This is a genomic window from Zhengella sp., assembly GCF_041397485.1.
Classification (GTDB): domain Bacteria; phylum Pseudomonadota; class Alphaproteobacteria; order Rhizobiales; family Rhizobiaceae; genus Zhengella.
Genome location: NZ_JAWKWO010000002.1, coordinates 629,538 through 646,504, shown reverse-complemented (window position 1 = coordinate 646,504; position 16,967 = coordinate 629,538). Strand labels below are relative to the sequence as shown.

8 protein-coding genes are annotated in these 16,967 nt (G+C 66.0%); 3 read left to right on the top strand and 5 right to left on the bottom strand.

What is annotated here, in order from left to right; genetic code table 11:
* The first annotated feature begins 135 nt into the window (after positions 1 to 135).
* Complete coding sequence (locus tag R3D65_RS09230; RefSeq protein ID WP_371274922.1) at positions 136 to 873, top strand: Crp/Fnr family transcriptional regulator; 738 nt, start codon at positions 136 to 138, stop codon at positions 871 to 873.
* On the opposite strand, the gene R3D65_RS09225 is transcribed toward R3D65_RS09230, so the two are convergent.
* Both R3D65_RS09225 and R3D65_RS09220 read right to left on the bottom strand, forming a co-directional pair.
* Entirely contained in the window at positions 819 to 5,045 is a 4,227-nt protein-coding gene (locus tag R3D65_RS09225; RefSeq protein WP_371274921.1) for a cytochrome P450, read from the bottom strand. The genes R3D65_RS09230 and R3D65_RS09225 overlap by 55 nt on opposite strands.
* A 90-nt stretch (positions 5,046 to 5,135) precedes the next feature.
* Positions 5,136 to 6,890: an adenylate/guanylate cyclase domain-containing protein gene (locus R3D65_RS09220; protein ID WP_371274920.1), complete on the bottom strand. Its 1,755-nt coding sequence runs from the start codon at positions 6,888 to 6,890 to the stop codon at positions 5,136 to 5,138.
* A gap of 284 nt (positions 6,891 to 7,174) precedes the next feature.
* Between R3D65_RS09220 and R3D65_RS09215 the strand changes: the two genes are divergently transcribed.
* The gene (locus R3D65_RS09215) at positions 7,175 to 8,032 is read left to right on the top strand and encodes a MaoC family dehydratase N-terminal domain-containing protein (RefSeq protein WP_371274919.1); all 858 of its coding nucleotides are present in this window, start codon (positions 7,175 to 7,177) and stop codon (positions 8,030 to 8,032) included.
* A gap of 153 nt (positions 8,033 to 8,185) precedes the next feature.
* The gene (locus tag R3D65_RS09210; RefSeq protein WP_371274918.1) at positions 8,186 to 9,169 is read left to right on the top strand and encodes a DMT family transporter; all 984 of its coding nucleotides are present in this window, start codon (positions 8,186 to 8,188) and stop codon (positions 9,167 to 9,169) included.
* 67 nt (positions 9,170 to 9,236) lie between these two features.
* Here the strand turns inward: R3D65_RS09210 and R3D65_RS09205 are convergent, their stop codons facing one another.
* From R3D65_RS09205 to R3D65_RS09195, 3 genes are all read right to left on the bottom strand, one after another.
* The gene (locus tag R3D65_RS09205; protein ID WP_371274917.1) at positions 9,237 to 10,148 is read right to left on the bottom strand and encodes a class I fructose-bisphosphate aldolase; all 912 of its coding nucleotides are present in this window, start codon (positions 10,146 to 10,148) and stop codon (positions 9,237 to 9,239) included.
* Positions 10,149 to 10,373: 225 nt separating this feature from the next.
* On the bottom strand, positions 10,374 to 14,972 hold the full coding sequence (locus R3D65_RS09200) for a translocation/assembly module TamB domain-containing protein (protein WP_371274916.1): 4,599 nt from the start codon (positions 14,970 to 14,972) through the stop codon (positions 10,374 to 10,376).
* A complete protein-coding gene (locus tag R3D65_RS09195) occupies positions 14,972 to 16,879 on the bottom strand; it encodes an autotransporter assembly complex family protein (RefSeq protein ID WP_371274915.1) in 1,908 nt (635 codons plus the stop codon). The genes R3D65_RS09200 and R3D65_RS09195 overlap by 1 nt, the downstream gene beginning before the upstream one ends.
* Between the last annotated feature and the right edge of the window lie 88 nt (positions 16,880 to 16,967).

Genomic DNA, 16,967 nt, shown 5'->3' with positions numbered 1-16,967 from the left:
ATGGTTTTGCGTGTATTTTGCATATATTACAACCTTAAATGTCTCGCGCTTTCCCGGCAATTTCCCCAAGGTACCGGAAGATTGCCCTGTAGAGCCGATCCTGTCTAATATGCATCTGGATCGGAGTGTCCGGGCGTGCGGGAACCGGATGGCAAGAGGGGATTGGCAGGGGCCATGGAGAATGGCGAAAACCGGCTGGAACCGGCGCTTTTTGCCACGCTTTTCAAGGGCGCGCAGCGCGACCGGTTGCCGGCCGGGCAGGTCATCTTCCAGCAGGACGACCAGGCCAACCGGCTCTACTGCCTTGTATCGGGCACCATCGAGATCAGCATTTTCTCGGTTTCAGGCCGCAAGCTGGTGGTCAATCTCCAGACATCGGGGCTGATCGGCGAGATCGCGACGCTTGATGGCGGCAGGCGCACGGCGGCTGCGGCCTGCCTGAGCGCGTGCGAGGTTCTCTCCATATCGCGGGCGACGCTTTTTTCCCGGATGGAGCAGCACCCGCCGGTCGCCATGTTCATGATCCGCCTTCTTTGCGACCGTCTGCGCCGGATGAGCGCGGATGTGGGGGACCTGGCGCTGCTCAACATCGAAGCCCGCCTGGCCAAGCGGCTGATCATGCTCGGGCAGAACCTTGCAGACCATGAAGGCTGGATCCGCTTGTCGCAATCCGATCTTGCCGAGCTTCTCGGCGCGACGCGGGAGACGATCAACAAGACGCTGAAGGACTGGACGCGAGACGGGCTGGTTCACCTGCGCCGCGGTGCGGTGCGCGTCGCTGCGCCCGACCTGCTTTCCCGGCTTGCCGTGAAGCAGGTTCACAACCGCGAGACCATCCAGGCCAGCGCGCTGCGCGACGGCATGAAGAAGTAGCCGCCGCCGAGAACCGTGACGAAGGTGGGAAGCGGAGGCAGGACAATGCCACCGCCGCCGTCAGGTATCGTGAACCGCGCGTTTGCGTCCTGCCGGCCGATCACCGGGTCCTTCTCGCCGATCAGGCCATGGAAGAGCGGGGCGGAAATCCAGGTCTGCTGCACGAATTCGAACTGGCGCTCGATATCGGCGTTCAGGCACATGAAGAACAGTCCCTGCTCCGTGCCGCCATCGGGCCTCAGACGGCGCCAGTTGCGCCCGACCCGCAGGAGGCGATGGCGCTGGCCGGCGGCGGTCATGGCCGCGCGGTCGGGGCCGAGCGAATCGCGCGGGTTGGACCGCCGGACATGACTGCCAAGCGGACAATGGAGGCCTTGCGGATCCTCGCTGGCGAAGCGGAAGTCATTGTCAGGCTGCCGGCCGCCATCGGCCGGCGCGTGCGGGTGGCGCACGAGTGACGAGCCATTGTGCCAGCGTCCCATCATCTTCGCGCCAATCCATTGCGGCGTGACACCGGGCCCGGCTGATGCGGCGCGAACCGCCTCGGCCGCCTGTCTGCAATAGTCCTGAAACCCGTCCACATCCTGTGCGAGATGGCGGACGACGAGATAGCTGCCATTGCGGCCGAAATCACGCGGCAGGTCCGGTCCGGCGCCGCCCTCCCCGGCCCGCTCACGGGCAACCGGCAGAAGGCAATCGGGATCCCGCGCCGCCGGGATCGCCAGCGCGGGCGGTACGAAGCCGCGCTGGTCGCGGTAACCCAGGATGAACTCACCGGCCGCCACCAGGTCTGGCGACCCTGCCTTGCCACGCGCCTTCGGCGTTCCCTCCACGAGCGGTTGCGAAATGCCGTCAGCGAAGCCAAAAGGCTCCACGGCCTGCCCGTTACGCCGTTCGATCGTCAATGCCACGTCGCATGTGCAAGCGAGATGCGCGGCAGCGGCGGCGGCGGCGAACTGGCGGCAAAGGGCCTCCAGGCCGGCGGAGGTTTCGGCATAGAGCAGCAGCAGGACATCGGCACGGGCACCCTCGCGGCCCCATTCCCAATGACCGGGCGCGCCCTCTCCGGCATCATCGAGGATGCGCGCACGTGAGGGATGCGCCATGGTCTGGCGAAAGGCGGGCGGGAATGGGGCCAGCGCCTCCTCGCCAGTGCCGGCTTCCAGACCGAATAGCTGCAGCCCGACCGGGCCGAACGCACAGGTTACCGCCTCGCCCTCGGGCTTGCGGTCGCCAAACCGGGTTTGCTCCAGCAGGCGTTGGAGAAAGGCCTTTCGCCCGGCACGCGGCGCATCGTCACCAACCGCGAAAGCCAGCGCGCGGCCATGGGAAAGGCGGCCCATCGGCCCGAATATCAGCGACTGGATTTCGCCGGTCTCCAGAATGCCATCGGGCTTGGGAATGGAGCCGAAAAGGGCAAGCCAGTCACGCGCCTCCTGGCCGGTATCGGCCCTGGCAAGGCCCTGGCGGATGGCGGAATTGATGCGGATGCGCCGCGTATCCAGAGCCGGATAGGCCGCGTACCAGAACAGCGTCGGGATTTGCTGGTCGCGCGCCCAGCGCTTGAACCGGTCGCCGTCGCTGGCACCGTCGAGGAACAGATGGCGGCTGCGCGGAAAGCCGAGCGTATTGCTCCACACACCGGTCAACCCGTAGCGGGCCTTGGTGATGAATTCTTCCAGATAGCTTTCCCAGGAGCCGCCGTAGTTGGAAAAGAAGACCAGTTTGCCGGTACCGGGGAGCAGGACCCAGCGGGCGAAGTGGATGGTTCCGATTCCGCCCAGAAATCCTGGGCGAAAGACATAGACAGCGGCGAAGCGGATGACGAAGAAGGCGAGGCGCAGGGCCAGCCGGCGCAGCCAGCCCGCCTTCATCACCGAAAGACCGGTCAGGTGGTTTTGCGCGCCAGCGCGGTTTTCGCGGTCCACCACCGCTTCATAGCGGGCGAAAGGCGGCGGGCGCGAGGATGGCGTGTCGCGCGCCTCGGCGCGGTTCAGGGCCATGATCAGCGCAAGCGCCGCCATCGCCAGAAGGATGACAAGGCCCACGACAGCCACCACCGCGGCGGCAACCAGCGCGGAGACCAGAACAAGCAGGGCGGCAGGCGATGCCATCGCGCCGGGCGCGTCGAACACGAGGGTGTAGTTCAGCCCGGTGCCGATGGCCGCCAGAAGCAGAAAGGCCATCAGGGCGCGGCGCGGTTCGGCGGCGCCGAGCAAGGCCCTTGACCAGGTGCCGGGCGCTTCCTGCTCCAGAAGCGAATCCGCCGGTCGAAGGGCCCAGCCGAATCCGTCGAGCCCGGCAAGCTTCCCGCGCACCTCGCGCAGGACATGCAGGGCGTTCCCGGAGCGCCTGCCGGAGACGGCGCGGACCAGTCCCTCCACCGTCTCCTGCAAGCGCGCCTCATCGCGGATCCGGCGAACCGAATGGCCCGGCGTTCCCGAGAAGGACAGCCCGGCGGCCGTGCCCGGAAACGGGCCGGTTGCAACATGGTGGCGCTTCAGGAACGCCTGGAAATCCTCATCGTCGGCCAGCGCGCCCGCCTGCGCGAAGACCGGCCGGAGAAAAGGTTCGGCGGCCACCGCGAGCTTTTCCAGCACCCGGTCCAGCGGTCCATCGGCGGACAGTTCCAGCACGATATGGACCGGATCATCCGCCCGCTCTTCGCCATGGTCCGCCTTGCCGATAACGGCCAGGCTCATGAAATGAATGATGCCTGAAGCGTCCAGCGCTGCCTTCACGTCGGCACGGGCCGGATTGCCGAGTCCGCCGGCCATGGCACGCAGGCCGGCGGCATCGCCATGTGGCGCGAGCGGCACGACGATGGTGGCCATGGTGTGGCTGGTCAGGCGGTCGGCGGCGGGGCGGTCGAAGGTGACGTGCAACGCGGCAGGAAAGGCACCGCGCCGTTTCAGCCGGCCCGCGCGGCCTGGCACGCGGCGAAGATTGTTGCGCGCGAAAAGGGCCTTGAAACACTCGGCGATCTGCACACGTGCGATGCGCGAACCGATGCACCAGTGAATGCCGTGGCCGAAGACAAGATAGGCGTTCTCCGGCCGGCCCGGCCGGAAGGATTCCGGATCGGCCACCACATCGGGATCGAACATGGCAGAGAACGTCGCCGGCATCACGATCGAACCGGCCGCGATCCGTCTTTCGCGCGGTGTGCCCGGCGCGATCACGGTATCGTTCGGGCAATGGCGTAGCGGGCCGATATTGATCGGCTTGAAACGCATAGCTTCAAGGATCGCCGCATCGATCAGGGCGTCGTCGCCGGCAGCGACCGCTTCCTCCAATGCCGCCTGCGCATCGCGCCGCGACAGGATCACATCCAGGCAATTGCCCCCGGCCAGCAGATCCGTCGGCACGAAGCCCGACACCATGCCCATCATGATGGCATGGATGGCCTCTTGCGACAGGCGATCGGGATTGCTCTCATGCATGGCCACAAGGCGGGCGAGCGGCGTGTCGCGCCGGTCGCGGTCGTTGCGGATTGCCTCCACCGAGGCGGCGATGGTCCGGTTCATGCCGTCAGCAGCCACCACCGCCAGTTCGCGGATCACGGGGCTGGCGAACCAATCGGCGAAGAAGAGCGACGACAGGGCGATGGACCAGTCGGCAAACCGCTCCTCGTCTTCGATGACGAGGCCGAAATAGTCCCGGCAGATGCGCACGGGCACGATCTTGAGCAGGTCGTGGACCGGATTGAAGCCCGGCTCTGCGCGCTGCATCACCCCGGCGGCCAGGCGCGCGCAAAGCGGCCGGACCACCTGCTCGACCTCCGCGGGCGGAAATGCCGTCAGGCAGGCCGCCTTCATCTGCCGGTATTGCGGTCCATCCTGCATGCCGAGGATGAAATTGCAGCCGAGCGCCATTTCCGTCATTTCCGGGCCGAATGGCGTCTGAAAGGCGTCCTGGCGCTCAAGAACATCGATCACGTCGTCATGGCGCGTGACCACGGTGAGCCGACCGATCCGCGCAACGGGACGAAAACGGCGCATCAAACGCAGCAGCCAGCGCGGATTTTCGAGAAAGCGGGAGGCCAGCCTGCCTGAAAGGCCGCGGGTTTCCAGCCGCGCAGGGTCGAAGGCCGGCAGTTCGGCGGCAGGTTTCTGGCAGCGCTGTGCCTGGCGGATCGCTTCGAAATATTTCATGGCCGCAACTCCCGTCATGGGTGTCACTCCCAAGCACCCGCCTCAAGGGCTAGTGCGCCGGGCCCGCCGCTGTCTGTGAACAAACGCACACGGACGCAAAAAGCGCCCTCAGGCAGAAAGCGCCCAGGCGTCGGCCATGGCCGTGTTGACGGCGCGATCGGCGAAAGGCAGCCATTCGGCCTTTGCCGGGGTGAACCCCGGATAGCGGTCAAAAAGGATGGCGCGGTGTTCGCGGGCCTCGTCGAGGCGGTCCAGACGCCCCAGCGCACCGACCAGCAGCATGCGCGCATACCAGTAACCCGGCGACAGGCTGAGCGAGCGCTGTGCCTGTTCGACAACATCGCCATATTCCCCCAATGCGAAATGCGCCGCCGCGACTTCGCCGAGGTTGTGGAACTGGTAGATGTCGAAAGGGCTGAGCCGCTCCGCCTTGTACAGCCATTCCAGCCCGGCGCGGTGTTCGCCCAGAAGCGAGAGCGTGCTGCCATAGCCGGAGGCCGCGAAGGCGAAACTGGGATTGATGTGCATGGCGGTGGCAAGGTGGTTGCGGGCCTTTTCCGGGCGGCGCAGCATGATGTCCGTGGCGCCGAGAAAGGCATGCGGACGCGCGTCCTGGCTGTCCATGAAAAGGGCCTGCTGGCAAAGGTCGATCACCTTGTCGAAATGCTCCTGCTTCAGGCTCACGAAGCCTTGCCAGAAGTGCCACCAAGCCAGTTCGCTGAGCACGTTGGAAGACGCCGGCTCCAGCTCATGGGCGCGCAGGAAATAGTCATGCGCGCGCCTGGTGTCGGCGCTGGTGCGGCGGCCCATGTGAAACCGCCCGCGGGCGACCAGTTGCCAGGTTGCCAGGTCTTCCCAGGGGAGCTGGAAGGTGCGCCGCTGCTCTGCCCGGTCCAGTTCTCCCGACAGGATGGAGACCAGTTCGGTACCTGCCGCATCCTGCAATTCGCGCACAAGGTCGGCGGATCGCTCGAAGCGGCGCGAAAGAAGAAGACGCCGCGTCTGCGCATCCTCGAGCTGAACCATCAGACGGAGGGTGCCGGCGGCCCGCGTCAGCTTGCCGGAGACGACGTAGCGGGCCCCGAGCGACAGGGCCGCGTCATGCGGGCTGACATCGTCGGCATCGAACTGCTGGCTGGACGCGTGTGAGATCACGGGAAGCCAGCGCAGGTTGGACAGACCGAAGATGAGGTCCTCGGCAAGCGCATCGCCCAGATAGTCGAGATCGTCATCGTCGGTCATGTTGCGGAACGGCAGGACGGTCGCTGCCGGCGGTCCGTCGGAACCGGGGGATGGCCGGGTGACGGCGGCGACAATGCTGCCGGACAGATTGCCACCCGGCCTTGCCACCGCGTAGGCCGGAACGGCCTCGCGTATGTTCTTGAGGGTCTGGCTGCCAAGGGACGCCATCTCGAAGCCGGTCTTGCCCGCGACCTGGATGAAGGTCGTCTGCGAGATCACGACGCCATTTTCCGGCGCCCGCTCCTGCAAGCGCGCGGCGATATTGACATCGTGTCCGAAAAGAAGCTCGCCATCGACGATGACATCGCCGGTGTTGATACCGACGCGAAACGCCATCCGGCGGGCATCGGCGGCGGCGGCATTGAGGTCTTCCAGACGCCCCTGGAAGTCGATGGCGGCACGAACCGCGTCGACGGGATTGCCGAACTCGGCCATCAGGCTGTCGCCCGCATTGCCGAACATGCGCCCGCCATGGTGTTCGCAGGTTTCGGTTATGAGCGCGGCCCGTTCGCGAAACACCTCCAGCGCATTTTCATCGTCTTCCGCCATCAGCCGGGAATAGGCAACCGCATCTATGGAAAGCACCGTCGCCATCTGCCGGGTATACTGGCGGTCGCCCATCGTTAGCCCTTGCCGGTGTCGATCCTTGTCAATGGGTTCATGCCGGCGCTCATTGCAAAGGCGCCGCCGCGGACCGCGCTGCTGTCCGTTCGTCACTTCCCCTTCTTCATTGATCCCGCTCATTTATCAATGTCAAGCACATGGCGTTTCATCGGCGGCCAGGGGAAGCGAAATGCCATGCCGGAGAACGCCCGCTCCCGCCGTCACCGGCTCCCGCGGGCCGTGCCGGCGACTGGACAAGGCGCAACCGCCGTGAAAAAGACAATCCGGACGAACAAGGGAGCATGAGCGGCATGGGCGAAGCGCTTTCAAGCTGGATCGGGCGCAGCGAGACGCGCACGGACATCATGTCGGCGGACGTGCTGACCCGTCTGGCGGCCACGCTGGACCATGATCGCGCCCGCGTGCAGGATGGCGATATCGCTGTGCCGCTTGCACACTGGCTGCATTTCCTGCCCGACACGCGCCAAAGCGGCCTCGGAGCGGACGGTCACCCGGAACGGGGCGGCTTCCTGCCTCCGGTTCATCACCTGCCACGGCGCATGTGGGCGGGAAGCAGGCTGACCTTTCCAGGTGACATCCGGGCCGGGATGACCGTGGAGCGGGTTTCGACGATCACGAATGTGAAGGAGAAGACGGGCAGTGCGGGCGATCTCGTCTTCGTGACCGTCCGCCATGCGTTCAGCGAGCCAGGCGGGCCGGTACTCGTCACCGACGAGCACGACATCGTCTATCGTTCGATGGCCGGGCCGGCCGTCACACCGGCGCCATCCGCGCCGCCACCCGGCACGTGGTCGCGCAGCCTCGTGCCCGACGCGGTTCTGCTTTTCCGCTATTCGGCGCTGACCTTCAACGGCCACCGCATCCATTACGACAGGGACTATGTCACCCGCGAGGAAGGCTATCCGGGGCTGGTGGTGCATGGACCGCTGACAGCCACGCTGCTGATCGATCTCGTCGGCCGTGAATTACCCGGCGCCCGCATTTCAGCCTTTTCCTTCCGTGCCCGCTCGCCGCTGTTCGACGGGAACCGCATGGTGCTGAACGGCGAACCGCCGGACGCGGAGGGGCGCATCCGGCTCTGGGCGACCAACCATGAAGGCGGGTTGGCCATGGAAGCCGAAGCAACCGTTTCCGGCTGACGGCGTCACGCACCCGTTGCGCGACGGTGAAACCCGCCAGGGCCGCGCACGGCTTCGCATCAATCCGGCTTCACCGACCGGCAATCAAATTTCCGGTGCCGGCAATTGATCCGGACCCGTCCGCCACGGCATAGATAGCCGTTCGGCAAACCGGTGCGCCCCGCGTCCGGCCTGCCCCCAGTCCCGGAGGAAAATGCCATTCCGATCAATCCCCTGACACCGGTCGTGATCAGCGGCGCGGCCAAACCCTTGCAGAACGGCCGCGGCATCCTGCTTATGGCGCTGGGTTTCTTCATGTTTTCCGCCGTCGACATGCAGGCCAAACTGCTGGCGCAGGATTTCCACCCGATCCAGGTGGTCTGGGTGCGGCAACTGGGCCTGTTGGCCGGCATGTTCGTGCTTCTCGGCTGGCACGGCTTCACGGTTCTCAAGACTGCTCGTCCGGCCATGCAGGTCACCCGTGGAGCGCTGGCCGTCATCTCGGCCACGATCTTCATTTTCGGTGTCCGCTACGTACCGCTGGCCGATGCCGTTGCCGTGAGCTTCGTGGCGCCGTTCTTCGTCACTATCCTCGGCGCACTGATCCTGCGCGAGAAGGTCGGGATCCGGCGGCTGATGGCGGTGGCCATCGGGTTCGCCGCCACCCTCATCATCATACGCCCCGGCATGGGCATCCTGCATCCGGCCATCCTGCTGATCGTCATTGCCGCGGTCATGTTCGCCTTCAGGCAGATCATTTCGCGCGTGCTGGCAGGCGAAGACCGGACGGCGACAACCGTCGCCTACACGGCCCTGACCGGAAGCTTTCTCCTGACCCTGCCGCTGCCCTTCGTCTGGACATGGCCGACGGAAATGAACCACTGGCTGATCTTCATCAGCATCGCGGTCATGGCCGGCGTGGCCGAGTTGATGATCATCAAGGCGCTGGAGATCGCCGAGGCGGTCGCCGTTGCCCCCATGCAATACACGATGATCATCTGGGGCACGTTCTATGGCTGGGCGGTCTTCGGGCAATTGCCCGATGGCTGGACGCTGACCGGCGCGGCCATCATCATCGCCACAGGCATCTATGTCATCAACCGGGAGCGGATCGCCGCGCGCGAGGGACGGCTCGCCGCCGGGCGCGCGAAAAGCTGACGCCGGAAAAGGAAACGGCCGGTGCGCTTTCCACGCACCGGCCGCTTCGCTCCCCTCGGGCGGTTTGTCAGCCCTTGTAGATGTCGATGATCTTGCCCAGCAGGTCGACCGCATCGTCATGCGAACGCTGGAAGGAGTTGCGGCCGACGATGGAGCCGAAACCGCCGCCGGCATTGATCTCGCCGATTTCCTTGAGCAGGCTGTCGGCATCCTTGGCGTCGCCGCCGGAGAAGACGACGATGCGCTTGCCGGCATAGGCGCATTGCATGACGTGGGCGATGCGCTCGGCCAATGTGTCCTGCTTGACGGTCTCATAGGCCTTTTCGGCGGCCTTCAGGTCAACGCCGGCCTTGGGCGGCTTGACCTTGATGATGGTCGCGCCCATCAGCGCGGCCATGTGCGCGGCATAGGCAACGATGTCGAGCGCGGTCTCGCCTGACTTGGTGACAGCGCCGCCGCGCGGATAGGACCAGACAACCGTCATCAGGCCCTTGGCCTTGGCCTCGCGCGTCATCTCGCGCAGTTCTTCCTGCATGGCAAAGCACTGGTCGGAGCCGGGATACATGGTGAAGCCGATGCCCACGCAGCCAAGGCGCAGCGCATCATCCACCGAAGCCGTCACCGCCTGGTCCGGGACGCCGGTGGCAAGGGAATTGGCCGAATTCACCTTCAGGATGAGCGGCACTTCGCCGGCAAAGCTGTCAGCGCCCTGCTCCAGCGATCCCAGCGGCGCGGCATAGGCCGAAAGGCCCGCATCGATGGCAAGCTGATAGAGGTAGTGCGGATCATAGGCCGCGGGGTTGGGCTGGAACGAGCGGGCCGGCCCGTGCTCATAGCCCTGATCGACCGGCAGGATGACCAGTTTGCCGGTTCCGCCCAGCTTACCGTGCATCAGCAGGCGGGCGAGATTGGTCTTCACACCGGGGTTCTCACCCTCATACCAAGACAGGATTTCCTTGACGCGCGGCGAAACATTCATGATCGAGCCCTCTCTCCGGCAACCGTGTTCGCACGCCTTATAGCCACGCTCGAATGCGGTTTCCATACCCGCGAAGGCACCTGAACCGATCTAATGGGAATTTCGGTAAACAATTGTGATTTCAATCGTTTTAAGAATTCCCGGGCCTGCGAGCATGGCTGCGCGCGCAACGGCAATCAGCCTGCGGGGACATGCGGAAATGACCGGACGGCCGCGCGAAACCGGTCAATAGTCCTTTTCATAGAAGATACCGAGCGAACTTTCGTCGGTGCCCAGCGCACCGCGCGCCTTGAGATCGCCGGTGATGTCGAGATCGATGGTCACCTTGCCGGAACCGGCCGAACCGGCCTCCACACCGAGATAGGCATTGTCGGAAATGTAGCGTCCGGCGCGCGCGGCCGTGTTGCCCTCCTCGTCGGTGACGACATCGAGATCGTCGAGGCCGGTCGCCTCGCGCACGCTGTCCATGATGGACGGCCCGCCGCCGGCCAGTTCGGAGGCCGCGGCAGCCAGGCGCGCCACCTGGAGCGGTGACAGCGAGGAAATGCCCTTGCCGAAGATCAGGCGCGCCAGCACCTCGTCCTGCGGCAGTTCGGGCTGCGACGTGAAGCGGATGGACAGGTCGGACACGCGTCCGGTGACACGGATGGTCACGGTGATGTCCGTGCCCGGTGTGGTGGCGGTGAAATCGACATAGGGATCGAGGTCGCCGATCAGCGTGACGCGGCCGCTGTCGAAGGTGATGCGCTGGCCCAGGATGGAAAGGCGCCCGCGAATGATCTCGAAGCCGCCCGAGGGCGAGACGCTTGTCACCGGCCCGGTGAGGCGCACCGAGCCCCCCAGTTCCGTATCCAGCCCGCGGCCGCGCACGAAGATACGGGCCGGGGCATTGATGCGCACGTCCACACGCGGCACGGATGGCCGGGCGGTGGGCACGGGTGCGCCCTTGTCAGGAAGCGCCTTTTCGATGGTGCGGGCCACATCCCGAGGCGTATTGCGGTGGGTGACATCGGCCACGTCACCGGCTGCGGCGAGGTTTTCCGGGATGGTCAGTTCCGCGCGGTTGACGGTGACGGTGCCCGCGATGAGAGGGTCGCGCAGAAGCGGACCGTTCACGGTCAGGCTGCCGGCAAGGCTTGCGGTCACCAGTTCACCGTCAGCATAGCGTGCATCGTTGAGGTTGATCGACAGGTCGGCGGGCAGGTTGCCGGTCAGATCCACCGTGCCTGACACGGAGACGCTGCCGCCCGTGGCCAGCGCCGCATTCAGCGTGCCAAGACGAAGCGTGTTGTCGCGAATGTCCGCCGACAGGTCGATGTCGTTGAGACGGACGCGCGATTGCGGATCGACGAAGCCGGCACCCTGTGCCGACAGGCTTGCCGTCAGGACCGGGGCGGAAAGCGAACCGGAAGCGCGGCCCTGGATGCGCAACAGTCCGGTGGCGCGGGCGCCACGGTCCACCAGAAAGCGGTTGGCCAGGGAAAGCGGCAGCGATCCGTTGAAATCGACGCCCAACCCGTTGCCGGAGACCGGCAGCCGGCCCGAGGCGGACAGCGACAGGCCATCGGCACCGGATGCGCTTGCCTGCTCCAGTTGCACGATGTCATTGGCATAGGCGCCGCGAACAGACAAGGACACGGGCGAAATGCCGCTGGCTGCAAGCGCGGAAGCGGTCACCCCCTGGCCATCGATGGAAAAGGCGATGGAGGGCCGTGCTGCCGTTCCCGTCACCGTCGCCGAGCCGGAAAGCCGGCCGCCAAGGCCCGAGCCGGGCGCGGCGGCATTGAGAATGGCAAGTGGAAAGGCGCGCAGGGCGACATCGAGATCAAGCCGGCCGTCGGCCGATTGCGGCGCGGTGCCGGTCATGCGCACATCCATGCCCTGGCTGTTCGTGATGCCCGCGTCAACGGCGATGCGACGGCCCTGCGTGCGGCCTTCCAGATCGAGCGCAAGCGGCGCGACACCGGCGCGGGCGAGCTGCCCCACCGTGATGCCCTGCCCGCGCAGCAGGAAATCGGCGTCGGGGCGCTCACGCGGTCCCTGGATGTTGACAACGCCACCAATCGTACCGGCCGCGCCGAGATCCGGGCGAACCAGATTGGCCAATGACAGCGGAACGCGGTTCAGCGTCAATTGAAGGGCATAGGCTTGCGCGGCCGTTCCCGTTGCCGCGATCTCGCCATCGCCGGCGGCGAAGCGAAGGCCATCCAGCCGGATCGTCTCGCCTTCGACGGTGACCGTTGCCGGCGCCTTCAGTTCGAGCCCACGACCGCCCTTCAGCAATGACGCCTGCCGCAGCCCGATGGTGAAGCCCTCGTCCTGCGGTTCAAGCGTGCCGGAAAGCCGCGCCGCCGCGCCATCGGCCAGGCGAGAGGCCAGCACGAAATCCGTTGTGTCACCGGAACCTTCGGCCGTTGCTTCCAGCGACTGCATTTCGATACCCGCCAGCACGAGCGAACGTGCGTTCAGATCGGCGCGAATCGCCGGAACCGCGAAGAGGTCGGCCAGCTCGGCTTCAAGGTTGAGGCGCGCGGCGGTCAGCGCGGGCTCCGCCAATTGCAGGTCCGACACATCCGCCTGCACCCGGGCGGACTGGCTTTCGCCGTCATGGCCCAGTTCGATGGTGGCGCGCGCTGCTCCGGTGGCCTGGCGCAGCGCCAGCGCGGCAAGGCGCGAAATGTCCGTTGCATCGAGGTTCAGCGACCCGTTGAGGAAACCGTTTTCGTTGCGGGCGATGTCGCCGGTGAGTTTCGCCCCGCGCGTGGTCAGTGACAGGCCGTCAATTCGCAGATCGCCCTCCCCATAGGCGAGGTCCGAACGCAGCACGGTCGGCGCACCGTCGAGCACGAGTTCACCGGCCACGACACCGCGGAAACCGGTTTCGCGGAATGCGCCTTCGAGGCGGAGGTTTGCGCCGGATACCGGGCGGCCTGCCAGTTCGCCCTGCGGCAGCGCAAGCGCGAGATCGGTTCCGATAATGCCGTTTTCGCCGCTCGCCCGGCCGGTCACGGTCAGCGAACCTGCCAGACCATCGCTCAGCGCAGCCAGATCGGCAATGCGCGCATCGAGATCGAAATCGGCGCTTTCGGAAGAGAAGGCGCCGTCGGCCGTCAGCCGCGCCTGATCATTGCCAAGCGTGAAGGCATTGGCGCGAAATCCGCTTTCATCGCGCGCCAGCCGGCCGGAAATCGTGGTTTCGCCCTCGAACAGGCGGTCGGTGCGCGCGTCGCCCGTCGAAACGCCGCGTGCCGTGCCGGACAGGGCCAGGTCGAAGCCGCCGGTCAGCGCGTTGATCGTGCCATCGGCGGCAATATCGGCGGAGCCGGTGAGCGGGCGTCCCGCAAGCGCGGAGAACGGAGCGAGGCTGTCGGAGCGCAGTGCAAGCTGTCCGTCGAACACGCCCTCTTGCACTTCGCCGCGCGCGGTGGCGGACAAGGCATTTCCCGTCAGGGCGAAACGGTCGAGCACAAGGGGCTCGCCGGCGCGGTAGGCGCCGAAAAGCGCCAGCTTCACGAAACTGCCCAGCGCCTCGGCAATGGCCGGATCGTCCGAGCGCACAGCCTCGGCCTGGCCATCGGCATCGAAGGTCACGGCGCGGTTGGACGGATCGTCCAGCGCCGTCACCAAGCCACCCATGGAAAGCCGGAAACCGCCGATGGTGAAGTCCGGCGCCGCGATGGAGCGGGCGGTCATTTCGCCGGACCATTCGCCCTCGGCGGATTCGCCATAGGCAATCGTCAGGCGCGCGCTGCCGATGCTCGTCTCATTGCCGGCCGAGGGCAGGATGACACGCTCGCCCTCCACCGGCGCGATGGCGGCGGCAAGATCAAGCCGGCGCAGGAAGCCATCCGGCAGGACCCGCGCACTGGCCTCCAGCGACAAGGCACCGCCTTGCGTCGTCAGCCGGTCGAGGACGAGGCCGCCGCCCGCCGGCACGCTTCCCTGAAGCGAGAGGCTTGTCCTGTCGCCGAGAAAGCCACGCAGTTCAGGCGGCGCGAGCACCGCGATGCGCCCATCCAGACCGGCTGTGAAACCGGTGGATTGCCCCGACTCGTTCACCGCCACACGGCCTTGCAGAATACCCTCGCCATTGGCGGCAAGCGCGATGTCGGCGGCGAAATCCGAGAGCGGTCCCTCGCCCTTGACGGAAAGATCGACGGCAGGCCGACCCTCGAGGTTCAGGAGGTTGGCGAGCACGCCATCGGATGGTTCACTCGCCGTCAGATCGACCGCCAGGATGCGGCTGTCGTTGGCAAAGGACGCAGCCAGCGACAGCGTGCCGCCGGGACCGTCCAAACGGTTCACGTTCAGAGCCGCGTCCAGCGATCCGTCGGCCAGTTCAACGGCACCGTTGAGTGACAGCGTCGCCGCCTCGCCGAAAACCTGTTCCGCGAAAACCGCCTCGGCCACCGACAGGTTGCCGATACGGATCGACACGGGCAGGTCCGGCAGGGTGAACGGGCTTGCCTCGGGCGAGGGCAGGCTGCGGTCGGGCTCGGGCATGCGCGTCATTGTTATGCTGGCCGCCGAAAGCCGGTCTATGGAAAGCCGGCCCGTCAGCAAGGCGGAGCGCGTCCAGTTGATCGTCGCATCCGAGATCGTCAGCCAGACGCCTTTCCGGTCGGCCACGGTGATCGAGGCGATGGAAGCATCCGAGGACAGCACACCATCGATGCCGGTGATGGAAATGCGCCGGTTGTCACTGGAGATCGTGTCCTCGACATAGCGCAGGAAGAAAGACTTCTCCTCTTCCGGCGATTGCTGGGAAAGAGCAACAGCGCCAAGCGCAAGGACAGCAAGGATGGCAAGAAAGAGCGCGCGCATCAGAAGGCCTGTCCAATTCCCGCATAAACGGCAAAACTGCTGTCACCCGGCCGGCGGTTCAACGGCACCGCGGCATCAAGGCGGATCGGCCCGAGGCCGGTCAGGTAGCGCAATCCAAGCCCCGCGCCGAAACGCATTTCGGAGAAATCCGGCGTGACGTCGGCGCCGACCGTACCGCCATCGGCAAAGGCGACGATGCCAATCGTGTCGGTCGCCTTGAAGCGGAGTTCCGCGGAGGTTTCAAAAAGCGACCGGCCGCCGACAAGGCCAAGCGGCGTATCGACGCCGATGGACTTGTAGCCGTAGCCGCGCACGGAGCCGCCGCCGCCAGCGAAAAAGAGCTTGTCTGGCGGGGTTTCGGCGATGGGAACACCCGACAGCATGCCCGCCTTGACCCGGCCAGCCAGGACGAGCCGGCCAGAATCGCCAGGCGCGACATAGGCGCGGGCCTCGCCGACGGCCTTCACCACGGTGTTGGAATAGGTGAATTCCTGGAACGGCTCCACCTCCCCGGAAAGGTAGAAGCCGCTGGTCGCGTTGGCGGCATCGTCGCGCGTGTCCCAGGTCAGACCGGCGCGAACACCGGCAGTTGTGAAATCGCGGGTGCCAAAGGCATCGTTGTAACGGGCGTATTCGCCGAAAACCGCGCCGAAGCCGCTCAGCTTTTCGGAGAAGAGGTGGGACAGCCGCACTTCGCCGCCGCCGGCGGTGCGCTTGTAGGCCGGCAGGACTTCGCGTTCACCTTCCGCCGTGACGGAAAGATCGGTGTCGGGCGTGATGATGCCTGGCCTGGTGAAGGTCGCTGCAAGGCGGTAATCGAAATCGTTGGGGTCGGACGTGCGGCCGATGCCGGCAACCTTGCCCTCGATGCGGAAGCGCTCGGCCCGTCCGAAGAGGTTGCGGTGAAGCCAATAACCCTCCAGCCCCAGACCATCGGTGGTGGAATAGGTGGCGCCGACGCCGATGCGGCGCGGCTTGCGCTCCTGCACGACCAGCGAGACCGGCAGGATGCCGTCGTCGCCGATGGCATCCGCCTCGACGAAGCGCTGCGACGTGAAAACATCGAGGCGGGCCAGCCGTCTGGAGGCGCGCGCCAGGTCATCAGGGTCATATTCCCGGCCCGGTTCGAGCCCCGCCATCCAGGCCACGAAACCGGGATCCATGCGGCCGGTGCCTTCCACCGCCAGCATGCCGTAATAGGCTTTAGGGCCGGGCTCGACGGTCAGCGCCGCATCGACCGTGTTCGTGTCATGGTCGGCGACGATGTCCGTGCCGGCAATGCGCGCCTTGGCGTGGCCCTGCTGGCGCCATGCCTCGACAGACAGGCGCGCGGCATCCTTGACGGCGGTCGACCGGGCCACCTCGCCCGGCAGATAGCCGGCGCTGGCGGGCGGCTCAACCGCGTCGCCCTCCTCCGCCGGGGGCGGAGCGGCATTGATCACGCCGGCGCCTGCAAACGTGAAGACGGGGCCGGGCGTCACACGAACGGCAACGGCCGCCGGATCGGGAAAGACGGCGTCGGGTTCCAGGGCAGCAGCGTCGCGCCCGTCTATGGTGATGGTGATGACCCCACCATAGCGCCCCTGCCGGTAAAGCGCGCCCAGCAGCGCACGGTAGTCGCCGCGCGCCTTGGCGATCAGGCCGGCTTCCCCGGAGGCGGGCTCATCCCGGCCGCGCCACAGGCCAGAGGCGTTCTTCAACGCCTGCTCCACATCCCCGTCATCACCGTCCACCACGAAATCGACGGTAAAGGCGTGCGGTTCGCCAATGACGGCCTGCTCGTCGCGGTCGGCCTGCGATTCGAAGATGGTCACGCCGAACAGTTCCAGCGCGCCGGCCGGTGCAGGCAGCGCGAGAACGAGGGCCGACGCCATCAGGGCGGCCGTGCGGGACGTGAAGACACTCATGGCATACACACTTACAACGCTTGTCCTTCAAGGATAGGCCCGGAAAATAAACTTTTCAGTAACGCCGTCAAAATTCCTGGAAAAAGCG